The sequence below is a fragment of the Qaidamihabitans albus genome (assembly GCF_016464705.1).
GTDB classification, from domain to species: domain Bacteria; phylum Actinomycetota; class Actinomycetes; order Mycobacteriales; family Pseudonocardiaceae; genus Qaidamihabitans; species Qaidamihabitans albus.
In genome coordinates this window covers 55,425-74,223 of sequence record NZ_JAEHOB010000016.1, presented here as the reverse complement: position 1 = coordinate 74,223, position 18,799 = coordinate 55,425, and the positions used below count along the sequence as shown (strand labels likewise).

19 protein-coding genes are annotated in these 18,799 nt (G+C 70.9%); 16 read left to right on the top strand and 3 right to left on the bottom strand.

The features are described from left to right. Nucleotides 1-76: 76 nt before the first annotated feature. The 3 genes from JAP66_RS25540 to JAP66_RS25530 all read left to right on the top strand — a co-directional run bounded on the left by JAP66_RS25540 (nucleotide 77) and on the right by JAP66_RS25530 (nucleotide 2,923). Nucleotides 77-1,948 (top strand): type VII secretion-associated protein, encoded by a 1,872-nt coding sequence (locus JAP66_RS25540; RefSeq protein ID WP_199434394.1) that lies wholly within the window; start codon nucleotides 77-79, stop codon nucleotides 1,946-1,948. Nucleotides 1,949-2,262: 314 nt separating this feature from the next. Then, nucleotides 2,263-2,580, top strand: coding sequence for a WXG100 family type VII secretion target (locus JAP66_RS25535; protein ID WP_199434393.1), 318 nt, complete (start codon nucleotides 2,263-2,265; stop codon nucleotides 2,578-2,580). Nucleotides 2,581-2,635: 55 nt separating this feature from the next. Beyond that, nucleotides 2,636-2,923, top strand: a complete 288-nt coding sequence (locus tag JAP66_RS25530) for a WXG100 family type VII secretion target (protein WP_199434392.1) — start codon at nucleotides 2,636-2,638, stop codon at nucleotides 2,921-2,923. Nucleotides 2,924-2,988: 65 nt separating this feature from the next. Here the strand turns inward: JAP66_RS25530 and JAP66_RS25525 are convergent, their stop codons facing one another. Together JAP66_RS25525 and JAP66_RS25520 are read right to left on the bottom strand one after the other, a co-directional pair. Further along, on the bottom strand, nucleotides 2,989-3,453 hold the full coding sequence (locus tag JAP66_RS25525) for a DUF4333 domain-containing protein (RefSeq protein WP_199434391.1): 465 nt from the start codon (nucleotides 3,451-3,453) through the stop codon (nucleotides 2,989-2,991). A gap of 30 nt (nucleotides 3,454-3,483) precedes the next feature. Continuing rightward, on the bottom strand, nucleotides 3,484-4,371 hold the full coding sequence (locus JAP66_RS25520) for a hypothetical protein (RefSeq protein ID WP_199434390.1): 888 nt from the start codon (nucleotides 4,369-4,371) through the stop codon (nucleotides 3,484-3,486). Nucleotides 4,372-4,558: 187 nt separating this feature from the next. On the opposite strand from JAP66_RS25520, the gene rplM reads away from it, so the two are divergent. The 12 genes from rplM to JAP66_RS25460 all read left to right on the top strand — a co-directional run bounded on the left by rplM (nucleotide 4,559) and on the right by JAP66_RS25460 (nucleotide 15,959). Further along, nucleotides 4,559-5,011 carry a 50S ribosomal protein L13 gene (gene rplM / locus JAP66_RS25515; RefSeq protein WP_199434389.1) on the top strand — a complete coding sequence of 151 codons (453 nt, stop codon included), beginning with the start codon at nucleotides 4,559-4,561 and terminating at the stop codon, nucleotides 5,009-5,011. A 14-nt stretch (nucleotides 5,012-5,025) separates the two neighbouring features. Then, entirely contained in the window at nucleotides 5,026-5,499 is a 474-nt protein-coding gene (gene rpsI, locus JAP66_RS25510; RefSeq protein WP_199434388.1) for a 30S ribosomal protein S9, read from the top strand. Between the two features lie 279 nt (nucleotides 5,500-5,778). Further along, nucleotides 5,779-7,113 (top strand): phosphoglucosamine mutase, encoded by a 1,335-nt coding sequence (gene glmM / locus JAP66_RS25505; protein ID WP_199434387.1) that lies wholly within the window; start codon nucleotides 5,779-5,781, stop codon nucleotides 7,111-7,113. Between the two features lie 88 nt (nucleotides 7,114-7,201). Beyond that, complete coding sequence (locus JAP66_RS25500; protein WP_235999434.1) at nucleotides 7,202-7,519, top strand: hypothetical protein; 318 nt, start codon at nucleotides 7,202-7,204, stop codon at nucleotides 7,517-7,519. Continuing rightward, entirely contained in the window at nucleotides 7,519-9,516 is a 1,998-nt protein-coding gene (locus JAP66_RS25495) for a WXG100 family type VII secretion target (protein ID WP_199434386.1), read from the top strand. The genes JAP66_RS25500 and JAP66_RS25495 overlap by 1 nt, the downstream gene beginning before the upstream one ends. Nucleotides 9,517-9,529: 13 nt before the next feature. Next, entirely contained in the window at nucleotides 9,530-9,913 is a 384-nt protein-coding gene (locus tag JAP66_RS25490) for a hypothetical protein (RefSeq protein WP_199434385.1), read from the top strand. A 148-nt stretch (nucleotides 9,914-10,061) separates the two neighbouring features. Continuing rightward, nucleotides 10,062-10,436, top strand: coding sequence for a hypothetical protein (locus JAP66_RS25485; RefSeq protein ID WP_307849715.1), 375 nt, complete (start codon nucleotides 10,062-10,064; stop codon nucleotides 10,434-10,436). Beyond that, nucleotides 10,433-12,901: a WXG100 family type VII secretion target gene (locus JAP66_RS32780; RefSeq protein ID WP_199434384.1), complete on the top strand. Its 2,469-nt coding sequence runs from the start codon at nucleotides 10,433-10,435 to the stop codon at nucleotides 12,899-12,901. The genes JAP66_RS25485 and JAP66_RS32780 overlap by 4 nt, the downstream gene beginning before the upstream one ends. A gap of 33 nt (nucleotides 12,902-12,934) precedes the next feature. Then, nucleotides 12,935-13,489, top strand: coding sequence for a hypothetical protein (locus JAP66_RS25475; RefSeq protein ID WP_199434383.1), 555 nt, complete (start codon nucleotides 12,935-12,937; stop codon nucleotides 13,487-13,489). Further along, the gene (locus JAP66_RS25470) at nucleotides 13,486-13,737 is read left to right on the top strand and encodes an acyl carrier protein (protein WP_199434382.1); all 252 of its coding nucleotides are present in this window, start codon (nucleotides 13,486-13,488) and stop codon (nucleotides 13,735-13,737) included. Before JAP66_RS25475 ends, JAP66_RS25470 begins: the two co-directional genes overlap by 4 nt. Nucleotides 13,738-13,740: 3 nt before the next feature. After that, nucleotides 13,741-14,943, top strand: a complete 1,203-nt coding sequence (locus JAP66_RS25465; protein ID WP_199434381.1) for a beta-ketoacyl-[acyl-carrier-protein] synthase family protein — start codon at nucleotides 13,741-13,743, stop codon at nucleotides 14,941-14,943. After that, nucleotides 14,940-15,959 carry a beta-ketoacyl synthase N-terminal-like domain-containing protein gene (locus JAP66_RS25460; protein ID WP_235999433.1) on the top strand — a complete coding sequence of 340 codons (1,020 nt, stop codon included), beginning with the start codon at nucleotides 14,940-14,942 and terminating at the stop codon, nucleotides 15,957-15,959. The genes JAP66_RS25465 and JAP66_RS25460 overlap by 4 nt, the downstream gene beginning before the upstream one ends. On the opposite strand, the gene JAP66_RS25455 is transcribed toward JAP66_RS25460, so the two are convergent. Then, nucleotides 15,952-16,767, bottom strand: a complete 816-nt coding sequence (locus JAP66_RS25455) for a dienelactone hydrolase family protein (RefSeq protein ID WP_199434380.1) — start codon at nucleotides 16,765-16,767, stop codon at nucleotides 15,952-15,954. The two genes, JAP66_RS25460 and JAP66_RS25455, sit on opposite strands and share 8 nt — an antisense overlap. A gap of 163 nt (nucleotides 16,768-16,930) precedes the next feature. Between JAP66_RS25455 and glmS the strand changes: the two genes are divergently transcribed. After that, a complete protein-coding gene (glmS, locus tag JAP66_RS25450; RefSeq protein ID WP_199434379.1) occupies nucleotides 16,931-18,793 on the top strand; it encodes a glutamine--fructose-6-phosphate transaminase (isomerizing) in 1,863 nt (620 codons plus the stop codon). The last annotated feature ends 6 nt before the right edge of the window (nucleotides 18,794-18,799 follow it).

Genomic DNA, 18,799 nt, shown 5'->3' with positions numbered 1-18,799 from the left:
GCGGTCGGCCGATTTCGGTGTCGCCGGAGGGGTCTGACAGAGTGCCGTGTAGATCTGTGACTGGTGGGAGCTGCGGGTGACCTTGCGGGTGGCGGTGGACTTCGGGACATCGAGCACCTGTGTGGCCGCCTCCGTGAACGGCCGTGAACCACAGGTTGTCGTGGTCGACGGGCAGCCGCTGCTGCCGTCCGCGGTGTATGCGGCGCCGGATGGCACGTTGTTCGTCGGGCAGGAGGCGGAGCGGCAGGCGGCGGTGGATCCGTCCCGCTACGAGCCCAATCCGAAGCGGCGGATCGACGAGGGCGAGCTGCTGCTCGGTGAGACCGTGCTCCGGGTCGTCGATGTCGTGCATGCCGTCCTCCGGCGCGCCGTCGACGAGGCTCGCCGGCTCGCCGGTGGTGCGGAGGTCGACCTGCTGGTGCTGACCCATCCGGCCGACTGGGGCGCGGTCCGCACCCGTCTGCTGCGCCAGGCGGCGGGGCAGTTGGCCCGCGAGGTGGCACTCGTGCCCGAGCCGGTCGCGGCTGCCGTCTTCCACGCGGCGACCTATCAGTCCACCGATGTCCACTCCGAACGGACGGTCGAGTTCAGCGGCAAACCGGGCGACACGCTCGCCGTGCTCGACCTCGGTGGCGGCACGATCGACGTCAGCGTGGTGCGCCGCACCGCGGAGCGAGGCAGGCGCGGCGGCTTCGAGGTGCTGGCGACGCGCGGGGATCCTGGCTTCGGCGGCGCCGACATCGACCAGGCGCTGCTCGAACACGTCGGTTCACTGGTTTCCGGGGCCGACCCGGAGGCGTGGGACCAGCTGGTGCAGGGCCGCGAGCTCACCGACCGGCGTCGGCGGCGGGTGCTGCGGCAGGACGTGCGGGGCGCGAAGGAGTCGCTCTCCCGCCACTCTTTCACCGACGTGCCGATGCCGCCCCCGTTCGCGGATGCGCACGTGACGAGGGAGGACCTCGAACGGCTCGTCGCCGCGCCGCTGGGCCGGGCGGTGGAGCTCACGAGCGCCACGATCGAGGCCGCCGGGATGCGACCCCGGCAGCTGACCGGGATCTTCCTGGTGGGCGGGTCGAGCCGGATCCCCATGGTGTCGCGCCTGGTACACGAGCGCACCGGTGTCGTCCCCACGACACTGGACCAGCCGGAGACGGTCGTCGCCCGCGGCGCCCTCCGGACCGTCCAAGTCGTCCCCGGCCGGCCGCATTTAGCGGGCAGAATGCAGCCGGCCGGGGAGCAGCGCACCGAGGTGGTCGCCCGGCCTGGGTACGCCGGTCGACCAGGGCCGCGCGGGCCCCACCACCCGGCTCCGGCAAGGCCCGTCACGCAGCAGGCACTGATGCCCGGCCAGCAGACGGTCGCGCTCGCGAAACCGGCCGAGAATGCCCCGTCGCCCGGCGCGCGTAAGCGCGCCAGGCTGCTCTGGCCGATCGCCGGCGCGGTCGTGCTGGTGGCCACTACCGTCGTCACGCTGGTCCTCGTGCTCTCCGACAGCGCGCCCGAACAGCCGGAGGGGCGGACGTTCGCCCAGTACGCCTACAAGTTCATCGCGCCGTCGGACTGGACACAGACGGGTGACAACGTCGCCGACCGCCAGGTGGTGGTGAAGCCCCGTGACGCCCAGGACACCACCGATGACGACCTCGTGGTGGTCCAGGAGTTCGTGCTCACCTACGACGGTGGAGCGCAGCGCGACCGGCTCGCGGCCGAGCTGCGCGGCAGGACCGGCGCCGAGCCTGCCAAGTTCCGCGATTTCGACCCCGACCATCGTTTCGCGGGCAGAACGCTCATCTACTACGTCGAGACCAAGCCCGCCGCCACCGTGCACTGGTACGTGCTGGCGAACCGGAACGCACAGGTCAGCGTGGGTTGCCAGGAGGCGAAACTGGCCGAGCGGGTCCGAACGGCCTGCGAGCAGATCGTGCGCACCCTCGAGTTCACCAACTGAGGCGGCGATTAGCAGTAGGGAACGCCCCACCACCGGGTGATGATCAGGAGCGCGTTCGCGGGCGCGAATGCCTCCCTGGTGCGGCCGGGGCCGGTGTGGACAGCGGGATGCGTTGGGGCGCAGCGCTTTTCGTCTTCGATTCCCGGGATCGTCCGGAAGCCAGTCGAGGCGGTTCCGAAGTGGAGCGTTAACGGTAGCAACTACTTGGGTCGAGGTGGCGACAATGCGGAACCAATCGTGGCAATGTCTCCGTCGTAGGGCCAGTACGAACGAACGACGTACAGGCGACCCACGAGCGAAGGGGGTAATTCCCGATGGCAGGCGGTTTTACCGGGACACCGGAACAGTTCCAGCAGGCGTATCAGGACGTCGACCAGATCAAGGCGTCGATGGACCAGAACCTGAACCAGCTGCGGAACAACATCGAGGCCACGCAGGCCGGCTGGCAGGGCGAGGCGGCCAAGGCGTTCAACAACGTGATGATGTCGTTCGACGAGAAGACCCGGAAGCTGAACGAGGCGCTGGCCAACATCGGTGAGCTGCTCCAGCAGTCCGGTGTCAAGTACCAGCAGGCGGAAGAGGAGCAGAACTCCGCCATCAGCAACATCGGCAGCACGCTCGGCGGCCTGTAAGCGCCACGCGGTCACGTTCACCAGAAAAGACTTCACTACAAAACGGAGGGAAAAAATGCCGAGCGGCATCGTCGTAGATTACGCCACCATTCACACCGCGGCGGAAGACTGCAACAAGACCGGTTCCGAGCTGGACGCCCTGTTCGAGGACCTCAAGTCGCGCCTCGCGCCGCTGGTCGACACTTGGTCCGGTGAGGCCATGGAGGCCTGGCAGCACGTGCAGAACCAGTGGAACCAGTCGCTTGACGAGATGAAGCAGGTTCTCGCGCAGATCGCCACCGCGCTGCCGCAGATCGCGGACGGCTACCAGTCGACCGACAAGGGCATCCAGGGGATGTTCTGACTCCTGCTCCGCATCGAGAGATCGGGCCCGGCGCTTCGCCGAGGCCCGTTTTCTCGTTTTGGACACTATTTCGGTGCGCCGACCTCGTACTCCGGTTCGGTGTTGAGCACGCGAATCGACACCGTCTTCGGCCGCCCGGCGACTTCGACCGAGCATTCGAAAGTGTGGCCGGTCTCGATCTTCTGGTCGGCCGGGCAGCGCGCATCCTGCACGTCGTGCTCGCCGTAGCTGTCGCGCAGTACCGAGATCACGCCGTTCTCCACCGACTCGTGGTCAAGGACATCGCCACGGAAGACGCCGAGGAACCAGGCCGCAGCGCCGCCGCCGGCGAGCACGAGTACAAGTACCAGCCCGGTCACCAGCGGCTTCTTGGAGCGGCGTCCCGGAGCCGGTGGTTCGCCGAAGGCACCGAGTCCGCCGTACTGGGACTGGAAGCCGCCGCCGAAGGCAGGCTGGCCTGGTGCGGGCTGCCCGTGCGGCGGACTCGGCGGCTGCCACCAGCCCTGTGGCTGTCCGGGTGGCTGTGTCATCAGGTACCCCTCGTGTCGATACGGAGGCGATCAACCGCCGCTGCTGGTGATCTCGTCCATGCGCCGGTAGAAGTCATCGACCTCGGCCTGCGTGGTCAGAGCGGTGACCTCGTCCGGCGGTGGTTCGTCAGGCAGGTCGTTCTCCGTCGGTGGTTCGAGAACCTGGTAGTGCTCGTTGACCTCCACCTCGTGCCCGTCCGCCTTGATCAGGCCGGTCATCTCGATCGCCTCGAGCTTGCCTTCCGGGTCGAGCCGGATCCGGGTGTCGATGACGCCGTCCCGCATCTTGTCGGTGATCCGCTCGAGTGCCCAGTCGGGGAACACGACGACCCGCTGATCCAGGAAGTCACGCAGCGTCACCTCCGCGGTGAGTTCGACGCTGCCGTCTTCGAGGCTCTTCGCCTGTTTCGCGGCGTGGCCGCGCTTGAGCGCCTGGCTCACCGTGCCCACCATCTTGCAGACGGTGATGTAGCCGCCCCACGCGCACGGGCCGAGCCCGCCCGCCGTGTACGGCTCCGAGACCCACGGGGTCGGCGCCAGGCTGGCGTACTCCGGACCGAGCAGGGTGTATTCGACGTCACTTCCCGCGGGATGGAAGTAGTCGCGGTAGTCCTCGGAGTCACGGTTGGAGTGGTTCTTCAGCAGCCGGGACGGTGGGCTGCCGACCTGGACCGCGGTGAGCGTGTGGTCGGACTTCTTGTCGTCGATGCGGGTGAACGAGTCGTGCACGCTCTTGCGTGGTTCGTTGGCGGACAGGTCGTCGTCCAGGCGATCGAGCGTCGCGGAGAACTTGGCGCTCACGTACTCGGCGGCCTGGTCGCCGTCCGGGACGGCGGTACCCGCGCGCCCTTGCGCGCATCCGGCGGCGAGCGCGAGGACCGCGCCGACCGCGACGAGCCTCCGCATACGCTGTGTCATGATCGTCGCCCCCGGTGAGTCTCGTCGCGCCGTGCTGGCGGAGAGACTAGTATGGGACGGCGGACCGGACCCCCGCCCGCACCCTCGCCCGGGCGACCGGGTATCTTCATAAGCTGTTGTGCGCTGCGGCGCGTATGCGCTAGGCCCGCACGGACCCCACAAGCAATGTTGACGACGAGGTAGACCCTTGCCCACGTACAGCCCCAAGCCCGGCGACGTCACTCGTGCCTGGCACGTGATCGACGCCGAGGATGTCGTGCTCGGCCGGCTCGCGACCGAGGTCGCCACACTGCTGCGCGGCAAGCACAAGCCGACTTACGCCCCTCATGTGGACACCGGTGACTTCGTCATCATCGTCAACGCTGAGAAGGTGGCGCTGACCGGTAACAAGCGTGAGCAGAAGTTCGCGTACCGGCACAGCGGCCACCCCGGTGGGCTGCGTAAGCGGTCCTTCGGCGAACTGCTCGACGCACGGCCCGAGCGGCTGGTCGAGAAGGTCGTCAAGGGCATGCTGCCGAAGACCAAGCTGGGCCGTGCCCAGGCCAAGAAGCTCAAGGTCTACGCCGGCGCCGAGCACCCGCACGCGGCGCAGCAGCCCCAGCCGCGCGAGATCACCAAAGTCGCTCAGGTGACCCAGTGAGTGAGGAACAGGTTGTGACCAGCACCGAGACCGAGGCCGCCGCAACCGAAGCGGTCGTGACCAGCGAGACGTCGGCCGCGCCGAAGCCGTCTCGTGCCGCCGGTGGCGCCGCGCAGACCGTCGGCCGCCGCAAGGAGGCCGTCGTCCGGGTGCGGATCGTGCCCGGTACCGGCGAGTTCAAGCTCAACGGCAAGAGCCTCGAGAACTACTTCCCGAACAAGGTTCACCAGCAGCTCGTCCGCGACCCGCTGGTCACCATCGAGAAGCCCGACTCTTTCGACGTCTTCGCCAACCTGCACGGTGGCGGCATCTCCGGCCAGGCGGGTGCGCTGCGCCTCGCCATCGCCCGTGCGCTGGCCGAGATCGACGCCGACGACCGTCCGGCGCTGAAGAAGGCCGGCTTCCTGACCCGGGACGCTCGTTCCACGGAGCGCAAGAAGTACGGCCTCAAGAAGGCCCGCAAGGCGCCGCAGTACAGCAAGCGCTGATTTCGTCCCACCGAAGCGCCCATCCGCCCGCCGGATGGGCGCTTCGTGCTGTCCGCCCCCTGCCCCGGCCGCGGGCTGCATTTTGCCCGCAGAATGCAGCCGGAGGGCGGCCCCGGGGTGCCTTTTGCGGGCTAAAGGCGCTCTCGGCGGACCGGTCTGCGGGGTGGGGACCGGGGCCGCTAGGTTGTCGGGGCGCTCAGACACGCACACAGTGGTAGGCACGCGGGGGCGTGCGCACCACTGGATGCCGTGGTTCACACATCACACGGAGGTCGAGACATGGCTCGCCTATTCGGCACCGACGGGGTCCGTGGTCTCGCCAACGCCGAGCTCACCCCCGAGCTCGCGACGGCGGTGGCCGCCAGCGCCGCCCGCGTACTCGCCGCCCACGACCGCTCGCACCGGCCGGTGGCGCTCGTCGGCCGGGACCCCCGAGCCAGCGGTGAGATGCTCGAGGCTGCCGTGGTCGCCGGCCTTGCCTCCGCGGGTGCCGATGTGCTGCGTCTCGGCGTGCTGCCGACCCCGGCCGTCGCCCATCTCACCGCGAACCTGTCCGCCGACCTCGGCGTGATGATCTCCGCGTCACACAACCCGATGCCCGACAACGGCATCAAGCTCTTCGGCGAAGGCGGGCACAAACTTCCCGACGGCATCGAGGACGAGATCGAAACCGGCCTCTCCGAACACGGCACCCGGCCCACCGGCGCGGAGATCGGCAGGGTGACCGAGGCCACCGACGCCCTCGACCGCTACGCCGCCCACCTGCTCGCCTCCACCCCGCATTCCCTCGCAGGCCTGCGCGTCGTCGTCGACTGCGCCAACGGCGCCGCATCGACCGCCGCTCCCCAGATCTATCGAAAGGCCGGCGCGGACGTCGTCGCTCTGCATGCCGAGCCGGACGGCGTGAACATCAACGACAGCTGCGGGTCCACCCATCCCGAGCGGCTGCAGGAGGCCGTCGTCGACCACGGCGCCGACCTCGGCATCGCCCACGACGGTGACGCCGACCGCTGCCTCGCCGTCGACGCCACCGGCGCACTCGTGGACGGCGACCAGATCATGGCCGTTCTGGCCCTCGCGATGGCCGATGCCGGCGAGCTCGCCGACACCACACTCGTCGCCACCGTGATGAGCAACCTCGGCCTGCACCTCGCCATGCGGGCGCACGGCGTCACCCTCCGCACCACCGCGGTGGGCGATCGCTACGTCCTGGAGGAACTCCGCGCCGGCGGCTACTCGCTCGGCGGCGAGCAGTCCGGCCACGTCGTCCTGCCCGGCTACGCCACCACCGGCGACGGCCTGCTTACCGCGTTGCGGCTGATGAGCCGGGTGGCCGAGACCGGCAAACCGCTCGCCGAGCTCGCGGGAGTGATGCGCCGATTGCCCCAGGTGCTGGTCAACGTCCGTGTCGCCGACAAGGCCGCGGTCGCCGACTCGCCCGCCGTGCGGGACGCCGTCGACGCGGTCACCGCGGAGCTCGGCGACGAGGGCCGCGTGCTGCTGCGGCCCTCCGGCACCGAGCAACTCGTCCGCGTCATGGTGGAGGCCCCCGCCGAGGACACCGCCCAAGCGGCCGCCGACCGCCTCGCCGGAGTGGTCTCCGCCGCCTCCTGAGCTCACCTCACCGGAACGTCTGCGCAGAACACGGGCGATCGGTACATTCCGTGTGAAACCGTGAGCGTACGGAACGTGAGGGGGAGCGATGTCGAACGGTGGTTACACCGCTGACCCGGAGGCGATGGCAGGCGCGCAGGTCCGCCTGTCCGAAGCGGTGGAGGAGCCCGCCGCAGTGGCCACCAAGGTGGCGCCCACGCAGCTCACCGCCGAGCAGTTCGGGCGCATCCACTCCGAGCACTTCCAGGGCTACAGCGCCGGGATCGAGCAGATCGGCGCGGCGCTACAGGGGCTGTCCGCCGAGCTGGGCTCCCTCGCCGGGGGCATCGGAGCCGCCGGACGGAGCTACACCGCCGCCGAGGGCTCTACCGGGACGACCGTCACCAGGCAGGGTGGTCAGCTCTGATGGCGATCAGCCCGCTGCTGTACCCCGAAGGCGACCCGCGTCGCAAAGAGTACGACGACCTCATGGCCAGCCCGCACATCTGCGCGCAGACCAAGGCGAGGCTGGCCGCCGCGGCCGAGCCCGGATCGACCGTCGTCGGCGTCGGCACCCACGGTGACTACGACGCCATTCGGGAGCAGGCTCTCGGGGAGGCGCGGGCGGGCGACGCCGCCGACGACGCCAGGCAGCAGGCCTACGACCGGCTGGACGCCCAACGGCCGCCCGAGGTCGGTGGCACTGGTGGCGTCCGTGGCTCCGACGAGGTTCTCGACCTCGCCAAGCCCGCGCTCGACTTCTTCGCCACCTGGATCGACCAGGTGTGGAACGCGGGCGACGGTCGCCGGGTCGACTACATGAGCACCATCTGGGACCGCTTTCACGAGAACCGCGGCATCGACTTCCGCGCGTTCTGCGACGAAGCCGCCGACCTGGCCCGGGCCCGCGACACCGTCCAGCAGACGATGGACGCCGCGCAGGCCGAGCTGAACACGCTGTTCGGCCAATGGCAGGGCGCCGGGGCCACCGCCGCCCGCGCGAAACTCGACGAGGGGATCAAACCGGACGCGCAGGAACTGCTCGACCACCTCGACGGCGCGCTGCAGTTCATCCCGGAGACGCTCTCCGCCATCCACGACGTGCTCAGGGACAAGGTCGACGCGGCACTGCAGCTGATCCGGCCCACCGTCGCCGGCGCGCCGCTCGACACTGCAAGGGCGATCGCCAGGGTCGCACCGGGCGGCCCGGAGCACTCGCCCGCGGAGTTCGACACCGCCGTGGCGTTCTTCCAGGCGCAGTGGGGCGTCGACCTCGCCGAGGTAGGCCGCAACGGGGCGGTCGGAGACGCCGCCGTGCTCGCCTTCGTCGTGCCGCTGTGCCAGGCGTGGTGCGAGCAGTTCACGGCCGAGTTCCGGCCGTTGCTGGACGCCTTCGACGAGCTGTGCCGAACCGCCAACGAGGCCATCGACGGCCACTGGCATCAGCTGGCCCGGTTCATGGACGGCTACGTCAACGCCTTCACCCAGAGCGGACCCGTGGCCAAGGCCCCGGCGGCCCCGCAGCCGACCGGTGGGGTGCCCGCGACCGCGTCCGCCGGCGCACCACCGGCCGCGGCACCGTCCCCGACGCCGACCGTGGCACCACCGCCACCGGCACCTTCTCCGCCACCCGCACCGGAACCACCGGCCGGTGCCCCCACCGCACCGGCGGCAACGGAACCCGCCGCCGCACCGGAAACGGTCACCGACGTGCCCATGCCCGGCGACGAACCGCAGACCTTCACGGTGGCCAGGGGCGGCGTCGAGCTGTCGTTCTCGGAGCCCGGCCCCGAAGGCACCATGACGATCTCCCTCGACGACGGCTCCGGTACGGCGAAGGAGTTCGTTCTCGACTTCGGCGCGAGCGAGCGCGGCACCGCGGAACCCGTTCCCGAAGGAGAACAGGACCCGGCACCTGCCGAGGAACCCGGCCCGTCCGATGCCGTGCACCGGCCCGGGCCCGACGGCGTGATCCATATCGAGGAGGGTGAGCTCCGGGTGGCGGCGGAGCAGCCGGACGGTCCGGACGGGGCCACGGTGGTCACGGTCGACGACGGGACCGGCGAGCCCGCCACCTACACGCTCACCGAGGACACCGGAGAGACGGACACGGAGGCGGCGCCCGGCGCGGAGCAGGCCACCACGCCGCAGGCGTTCACCGCGGGCGACCTCTTCTCCGGCGAGGCCGGCCCGGAGGTCTCCGGGGCCGGGCTCGGCACCGCACCCGGCGGAAACGAGCCGGCCGGCGCGGGCGTGGCCGGCGGAGCCGGTGGGGGCGGTGGGGGAGGCGCCAGCGGCGACGGCGAGCGCCTTTCGCCCGCAAAACGCATCGCGCTGGACCTGTTCGGCGGGGACGAGGCCGCCGTGCGCATCAGCGGTTCGCTGGACGAGGGCGCCGAACGAGCGGTCCGATTCGAGCGGTGATCAGGAGGCGACGATGAACGTGGCCGAGCGCCTGAGCGCCGCACGGGCCGCACAGGCGGCGACCGCGCGGGAGCTGCGAGAACGACGGCTGCTGCGCGACCGGCGAGTGGCCGGGGCGGAGGCCGCTGCGGCCGCCGAACGGGAGAAGCGTGCGGCGGCCGCGCGACGCGACCTGGAGGAGACCAGGCAGCTTCAGCGGCGGGCGGAACAGGCCGGCGGGTGGGCGACCGCCGCGCGCGCCGATCCGAACGAGGAGACGGACTTCGGCTTCGAGGACGCCGAGCTCGGCACGCAACCTGTCGCGGCACCGCCACGACGCCCGGACGCGTCTCCCGCCCGCAGTGGCCCACGGCCGGACGACGACGACTTCGCGGAGACCGACTGGGTCACCGACTGACCTACGGTTTCGATTCGCAAATGTCCGAATTCGGTGCGCGCCGACCTGCGCATCGGTACATTCTGTGCATTAGCGACGGCACCGGGATCCGGCCGCGTGCGTCGTAGGGGCGAGAACCACCGGGAGCATCGACTGAGGGGAAGCCGCCGTGCCCACACCGCCGCCGAGTACATCGTCGACGTCATCGGCACCGACCAGCGGAGTGGCGCCGCCCGAGGGGTACACCGCCGACACCGGCGCGATGGCGAGCCAGGCGAAGACCATCCACGATGCCGCTGAGGACGCCGCGAAGGACGTCAAGGACGTTAAACCCGCGAAAGTCAGCGAGGCGGACTTCGGTACCGAGCACACGAAGTGGGCCGCGGACTACACCGCCGCGATCGAGCAGCTCGGCACCGGGGCCACCGCGATGTGCAACTCGCTGACCGGGCTCGCCCAGCAGATCGGCAGCGCGGGCAAGTCGTACGACGCGGCCGAGTCCGACCAGGCGGCGGCCGCCACGCAGTCGGGGAGCGGAATGTGAGCAAGACCTGGGAAGAGATCAAGCCGCTGCTCGACGACCCCTACGTCTCGGCGGACCAGAAGGAGCTGCTGCTCGCCTCCTACGCCCATGAGAACGGCGGCGAGTTCGGCGGGCCCGGACTGGTGGCCGAGACCAACCCCGAGTTCGGCGAGTACTACGAGAAGTACGACTTGAGCCACGGCGACATCCACGGCGCGCAGTGGATGCCGACCGACACCGTCTACGAGCAGGCGAAGGCGGAGTCGGAGGAGGGCGGCTACCACTCCCGCCAGGTCCAGGACCAGATCGACGGCAACCAGGGCGAACTCGACAACGCCCGCGCTCCCGGCGCGGGTACCGGTGGCGTCACGACCTCCGACGAGCTGTTCGACCTCGCCGAACCCGCGCTCGCGGTGTTCCAGGAGTTCATCCCGATCGACGCCGAGATCCCCACCGACTCCCGCGGGGTCGAGGGCCCGCTGGACTTCCAGGCCGACATCCAGAAGCGGTTCGACGAGCAGCGGGGGATCGACTTCCAGAAGTTCCTCGACGAGGCCGCGCGGCTGCGGGAGGCTCACGGCGTGCTGGAGGAACTGCAGCGCACCGGCGAGTCGAGCCTGAACTCGCTCTACAAGGACTGGACCGGCGCCGGTGCCGACGCGTCCTACCAGAAGTACAGCGAGGACATCGCCCCCAACACGGCGACGCTGCTGGAGTACCTCAGCGGTGGCGCCGAGGTCATCGAGACGGCCGTGCAGACCATCTACGAGGCCTGCAAGGCCAAGGCCGACGAGGTGCTCGCGCTGCACAGCGCCACGGTGGGCAGCGCCACACCGGACATGGCCCGGAAGGTCGTCACGCTGGCCAACGGCGACTTCGACTCGCAGGACCAGGTGCTCGAGGTCGCGGCCTGGGTGGACGCGGAGTGCGGCAGCAACCTCGAAGCCACGATCCGCGCCGACGACTGCGATCTCAACCAAGAGAACAAGACGGTGACGATCACCGAGTGCAAGAAGTGGATCCGCCAGTCGTTCAACGTCGACTTCTACGGCAACAGCGGCGCCCAGGGACGCTACCTGCGGTTCAAGCAGATCTGCGACGACACGCTCGAGGCGGTGGACACCGCCTGGGAGACGCTGAACAACTACCTCAAGGAGTACGAGAACGAGTTCCCGGAGTCGACGGGCCGGCCGGAGGTCCCGGGCCCGCAGGGCCCTGGCGAGCAGCAGCCGTCGACCCCGTCCGCGCCGCAGGGACCGGGTGGGCCCAGCGGCGGTGGCCCGAGTGGTGGTGGGCCCAGCGGCGGCGGTGGCGGTACCCCGCCGCCACCCGAGATGGACAAGCCGGAAGCCGAGACGCCGGAGGCCGGAGCTCCCGGCAAGAACCCGGTCACGGGCGAGGATCTGGAGCTGAACCCGGAGACGGGCGAGCCGTACCCGATCGATCCGGCGACCGGCGAGGCCATCAAGGACACCGGGGACGGCCAGGACACGGTCACCGTGGAGAAGGGCGATCACAAGCTCGAACTCACCGAGCCGGACGCCGACGGCAAGATGGGCATCTCGGTGGACGACGGCTCAGGGGAGCCGAAGGACTACCAGCTCGACTTCGGTGAGGAAGGGCCGAGCGAGGAAGGGCAGGGCGAGGACTTCGGGCCGCAGGGCGAAGGAGACGAGGTCCACCGTCCCGGACCCGACGGCAAGATCCACATCGAGGACGGGCCCCTGCGGATCACGGCCGAGCAGCCCGACGGGCCGGACGGGCCGACCGTGGTCACCGTTGACGACGGCAACGGCGAGCCGACGACCTACACGCTCGGTGAGGCGGAGGGCCAGGGCGGCGCCGGTGGCGCGGGCGGTGGTATGCCGCGCGAGCGGATCGGGACGATGCCGGCGGCCGGGGAGAACCCGTTCACGGCGCGGGGTGGCCCCGACGGTGGTGCGCCCGACGTCGGTGTCCCGGCGGGCGGCGACGGAGCCGCCGCGGCCGCTCCGGGCGCGGGTGGTGGCCCGTCCGGTGCCGACACCGTGGCGGCCGGAGCCGCCGGAGCCGCCGGAAGTGGAGCCGGTGGCGGTGCTGTCGGTGCCGGAGTCGGTGGTGGCGGCGGCGATATGAGTGGCGCGCCGGCGGCGAGCGGTGCCGGTGATGCCGGCGGTGACGCGCTGAATGCCGGTGCGCAGTCCGGTGTCGGCACGGATTCCGCTTCTTCGGGCGCGGGTCTCGGGGCCGCACCGGGTGGCATGGCCGAGCCGATGGCGGCGGCGTCCCCGCAGGGCGGCGCGGGTGGCGGCGGTGGCGGTATGGGCATGATGGGTGGCGGCATGGGAGCGATGGGCGGCGGTGGTGGCGGCCAGGGCGGCGGCGACCAGGAACGCTCGAACCCGTACCGCATCGACGGCGGTGTCTTCGACACCGGTGGTGCGGCCAGCCGGATCAGTGGTTCGCTCGACGACGACGGCGACCGATCGATCCGCTACGACCGGTGACGGAAGCGTCGACACAGGACACGAGGAGGCCGGATGGCCGAGGGAAAGGCCGCGGCGGCCGTCTCCCGACTGGGGCAGATCAGCCGGGAGATGGCGGACCGTCGCGCGCTGCGAGAACGCAGTGCGGAGGCCGCCAAGCAGCAGTCGAAGGAGAGTCTCCAGGCACAGGGAAAGGTCGCCGAGAAGGTCGCCGAGCATCTCGGCGAGCTCGGGCGCAGGCAGAAGGAGGCCGGTGGCTGGGCCACCGAGAAGGCGCTGTCGGACAAGGACCTCGTGATGGGCTTCGGGCCGGAGGAGGACGAGCGGCCCGCGGACGAGCTGGCCGCCTACGCCCCGGCTCCCGGGCCCGCGGGTCCCGCCGCCCCGCCGCCACCGCCAGCGGCGGCGGCAGCACAGCCGGCCCCTGCCGCCGAGCCGCAGCCGGAACCACAGCAGCAGCGCAAGTTCTCCCGCGCGGTCGCGCCGCCGCCCGAGCCGGAACCCGCGGCGCCCGCACCGCCGCCCCCGCCGCCCCGGCGGGCACCCCGGCACGCCCGGCGCGACTCGTTCGACGACGACGACTTCTCGAACAACAGCTGGATGAAATGAACGCGCAGGTCACACAGCGGGCCGACGAGATCAAGCAGCTCGTGTGCCGGGTGCTCGAGGTCGAGGAGAGCCAGGTCGGCGAGACCGACCTGTTCACCGACGACCTGGAGGCGGACTCGATGAAGCTGATCGAGCTGCTCGCCCATTTGGAGATCGAGTTCGACGTCGAGATCGACGAGGACGAGATCGAGCGGCTCGTCAACCTTCGTGGCGTCTACGACGTGCTGAGCGCCGCGCTGGACGCTTGAGCGATGCGCCGGGTCGTGATCACCGGGATCGGTGTCGTGTCCAGCATCGGTGTCGGGGTGGCGGCCTTCGCGGACGGCCTCCGTGCCGGGCGCAGCGGTGCCCGCCCGATCGGGGCGTTCGACACGACCGGGTTCGCGCATGCCATGGGATGCGAGGTCACCGGCTTCGACCCGGGAGACTGGATCAGGCGGGTGCGGCTCGACGAGGTCGGCCGGGCCGGCGGTTTCACCATCGCCTCCGCGCGGATGGCGCTGGCCGACGCCGGGCTCGGTGAGGACGAGCTCCGGCGGCGGCACGGCACGGTCTCCATCGGCACCACCGACGGCGGGTCTGACGACGGCGAGCGGCTCGCCGCGACGGCCGTGGCCTCGGGCCACGCGGCGATGGACCCCGTCGCCGCGCGCCGGATGCCCGCGAGCAGGCTCGCGGTGGGGGTGGCCCGCGAACTGGCCCTCAGCGATGTCGACACGTCGACAATCGCGACGGCGTGTGCGGCCGGCAACTACGCCATCGGCGACTCCTTCGACGCGGTCCGCACCGGAGAGGCCGACTTCGCGCTTTGCGGCGGCGCCGATGCCATGTGCCGGATGACGTTCACCGGCTTCTACCGGCTCGGCGCGGTCGACCCCGAGTGCTGCCGGCCCTTCGACAAGGACCGCCGCGGCATCCTCACCGGCGAGGGCGCCGCCGTGCTCCTGCTGGAGCCGCTCGAATCCGCGCTGGCCAGGGGTGTCCACGGCTACGCCGAGATCCTCGGCTACGGGCTGAACTGCGACGCCCACCACCAGGTCGCGCCCGACGGCGACAGCGTGCGGCGCTGCATGGAGCTCGCGCTGGACGACGCCGGTGTCGAGCCAGGTGACGTCGATCTGATCTCCGCCCACGGCACCGGTACGAAGTCCAACGACGTGACAGAGTGCAGGGCCATCCAGGCCGTCTTCGGGCCCCGGCCGCCACGCACGGTGTCGGTGAAATCGATGCTCGGACACACCATGGGCGCCGCGAGTGCGCTCGGCACGGCCGCGTGCTCGCTCGCGATCTCCCGCGGGTTCATCCCGCCGACGATCAACCACGGTGAGACCGATCCCGAGTGCGGCATCGACTGTGTGCCCAACGAGGCGGTGGAGGCCGACCTGCGGATCGTGCAGAACAACGCGCTCGCCTTCGGCGGCAACAACGCCGTCGTCCTCCTGGGGAAGCGATGACGCGGATGACCGCGGTGATCACCGCCTGGTCGGCGATCTCGGCGTGCGGCGTCGGCCGAGCGCCTTTTGCGGGCGGAATGCAGCGGGGGTGGGCGTCGTCGAGTGTGCTGGACGGGCCGGAGCCGGGGACACGAGCGTTCCTCGCGTCCGCCTTCGACATCGAGCACGCGCTGGGCAGGAAGGGCACCGGCTCGATGGACCGGGCGAGCGGCCTGGCGATCGGTGCCGTCGGCGAACTGCTGGCGGAGGTCGACGTGGACACCGGCGCGGGCATCGTGCTGGGCACCACATCGGGCAGCGCGCAGACCCAGTTCGACTTCACCCGTGACTCGCTGACCAGGCGCAGGCCCTACTTCGTCAACCCGGCTTCGATGCCGTTCGCGCTGATGAACAGCGCCGCGAGCCAGTGCGCGATCTGGCACCGGCTCACCGGGCCGAACACGAGCATCGCCGGCGGCCGGATGTCCGGGCTCAGCGTGCTGCGGTACGCCTCGCGGCTGCTCACCACCGGGCGGGCCGGTGCGGTGGTGTGTGGTGCGGTCGAGGAGTACAGCACCGCCCGGGCCTGGCTGGAACGGCACCGCGGTGGCCGGCGGGTGCTCGGTGAAGGTGCCGCGATGCTGCTCGTCGAGCCGGCGGATGCCGGCCGCCGGCCGCTGGCCGAGGTGCTCGGGATCGAGACGCGGATCGCCGTCGCCGGGGAGGTGGCCGGACCGCTGGCCGAATGCGTGCGGCGGGTGCTCGAGCGGGCCGGGGTGGGGCCCGGCGACGTGGGGGCACACGCGCTGTCGGCGGCCGAGGGGGAGTTCGCGGTAACCGAATCGGCTGCGGTCGAGGCGGTCCTCGGTAGGCCGCCCGCGACGGTGCTGTCGCCGGCCGAGGTGATCGGCGACGTGGGCGCGGCGATCGGGCCTTTTCAGGTCGCCGCGCTACTGGAGGCGCCAGGGCTGGGGCTGGCGACGGCGCTGGACGAGGACGGGACCGTGGGCTGTGGGCTGTTCCGGGTGCTCAGCTGACGGCGAGGTGGCTGTCGTGGCTGATCGGTGCGGCCTTGAGGTCGGCCTCCAGGAGCGGGCGGTAGGTGCCGGTCCCGGTCAGCTCGGTGAGGAAGAAGGCCGTGAAGAGGGAACGCACGACCCGTTGGGTGGCTCGGTGCGGCTTGCCGTGCAGTAGCAGCTGGCTCCAGTGCGAGCCCTCGGTGACGCCGAGATGCGTCGACTTCGGGATGGTCCGCAGCTGAACCGGGCCTGCCCAGGCCCTGGTGATGGCCTCGGCGTTGCCCGCGGCCGGTGCCACGAGGTCACCGCTCGCGGCGAGGTGGAGTCCGGGCACGTCCACCGTGCGGGCGGCGTTGCTGGCCGGGGGCATGGTCTGGGCGGCCGCGATCGTCGCGACGGCGCGGATCGTGGGCTCCCCTTCGGCTGCCGCGGCGAGCACGGCGGCGCCACCGCCGATCGAGTGGCCCGCGGCGCCGAGCTTCTCGGCGTCCACGCTGACGCCGTCGGGTCCGAGGCGGACGCCGCGCACGATGTCGAGCGTCGAGCGCAGGTCGGCGGCGAAGAGCCGGTGTGACGGCAGGGGACCGTGCTGGGTGGCCGGTGCTGCCGCGACGATGCCCCAGCTCGCGAGGTGGTGCAGCAGTGCTCGGTAGCGCCCCGGCGGTTGGAGCCAGCCGTGCCCGAACGCGATGGCCGGGAGGTTGCGGCCCTCGCGTGGCGTGTAGACGACGCCGGGGAGCCCGACGAGCGCGAGATCGCCGCGCAGCACCTTGTGCGGCCCGGGGTAGGAAAGCTCCTCGAGCAACTGCTTGGGCTTGCTGGCCATGGCGGGAGACTATCCGACCCCCCGGCACCCAGCAGACCCTAGGAGCTGCCTTTTGCCCGCAGAAGGCAGCTCCACCGGGCCAGCGTGGTGCGTTTAGCGGGCTAAATGCGCCTCCGGCCGTGCCGGGGGAGGGCGGTCACCCGGTCTCGTTACGCTGATGGACGTGTGTGGAATCGTGGGATATGTCGGTCACCGGCAGGCACTGGACGTGGTTCTGGGTGGCCTGCGCCGAATGGAGTACCGGGGTTACGACTCGGCAGGAGTGGCCGTGCTGGACGGCGCGGGCGGCCTCACCATCGAGCGCAAGGCGGGCCGCCTCGGCAACCTCGAGGCCGAGTTGGGGACCAACGGGCACGACCGCTTCACCGGGACCGCCGGCATGGGACACACCAGGTGGGCCACCCACGGCCCGCCGGTCGACCGGAACTCCCATCCGCACCGGGACACCAGCAGGCGCGTCGCCGTGGTGCACAACGGCATCATCGAGAACTTCGCCGCCCTGCGCACGGAGCTCGAGTCCAGCGGCGTGGAGCTGAGCAGCGACACCGACACCGAGACGGTCGCCCACCTCGTCGCCCGCGCCTACACCGACGGTGAGACCGCTGGTGACCTGCCTGCCAGTGTGCGCGCGGTCTGCCGCCGCCTCGAAGGCGCGTTCACCCTCGTCATCACACACGCGGACGAGCCCGACCTCATCGTCGCCGCTCGCCGCTCGTCGCCGCTGGTGGTCGGGGTCGGCGACGGTGAGACGTTCGTCGCCTCCGACGTCGCCGCGTTCATCGAGCACACCCGCGAGGCCGTCGAACTCGGCCAGGACCAGCTGGTCGTCATCACCCGCGAGGGCTACGAGGTCACCGACTTCCTCGGCGAGCCGGCACAGGCCAAGCCGTTCACCGTCGACTGGGATCTCTCGGCCGCCGAGAAGGGCGGCCACGAGTACTTCATGCTGAAGGAGATCGAGGAGCAGCCCGAGGCGCTGGCCAACACGCTGCGCGGGCACTTCCACTCCGGCCGCATCACCCTCGACGAGCAGCGCATATCCGACCAGGACCTTCGGGACGTCGACAAGGTCTTCGTCATCGCCTGCGGTTCGGCCTACCACTCCGGCCTCGTGGCGAAGTACGCCATCGAGCACTGGTGTCGGCTGCCCGTCGAGGTGGAGCTGGCCAGTGAGTTCCGCTACCGCGACCCCGTGCTCGACCGGGACACGCTGGTCGTCGCGGTGTCCCAGTCCGGGGAGACCGCCGACACCCTCGAGGCCGTGCGGCACGCCCGTGAGCAGAAGGCGCGCGTGCTCGCGGTCTGCAACACCAACGGCGCGCAGATCCCGCGCGAGTCCGACGCCGTCCTCTACACCCACGCGGGCCCGGAGATCGGGGTCGCCTCCACGAAGGCGTTCCTCGCGCAGATCGCCGCCAACTACCTGGTGGGCCTCGCGCTGGCACAGGCCCGCGGTACGAAGTACCCGGACGAGGTGGCCCGCGAGTTCGCCGAGCTCGAGTCGATGCCGGCGGCCGTCCAAAAGGTACTGTCCACTGTGGATCAGGTGCGTGCGCTGGGGCGGCGCATGGCCGACTCGAAGGCCGTGCTCTTCCTCGGCAGGCACGTCGGCTTCCCGGTGGCACTCGAGGGCGCGCTCAAGCTCAAGGAGCTCGCCTACATGCACGCCGAGGGCTTCGCCGCGGGCGAGCTCAAGCACGGCCCGATCGCGCTGATCGAGGAGGGCCTTCCGGTCGTCGTCGTCATGCCCTCGCCGAAGGGGCGCGCCGTGCTGCACGCCAAGCTCGTGTCCAACATCAGCGAGATCCAGGCTCGCGGGGCGCGCACGATCGTGATCGCCGAGGAGGGCGACGAGACGGTGCGGCCGTTCGCGGACGAACTGGTGGAGGTGCCGGCCGTGCCGACCCTGCTCCAGCCGCTCGTGTCGACCGTCCCGCTGCAGGTACTCGCAGCCGAGATCGCCCGCGCCCGCGGTTACGACGTCGACAAGCCGCGTAACTTGGCGAAGTCCGTGACGGTGGAGTAGACAGGC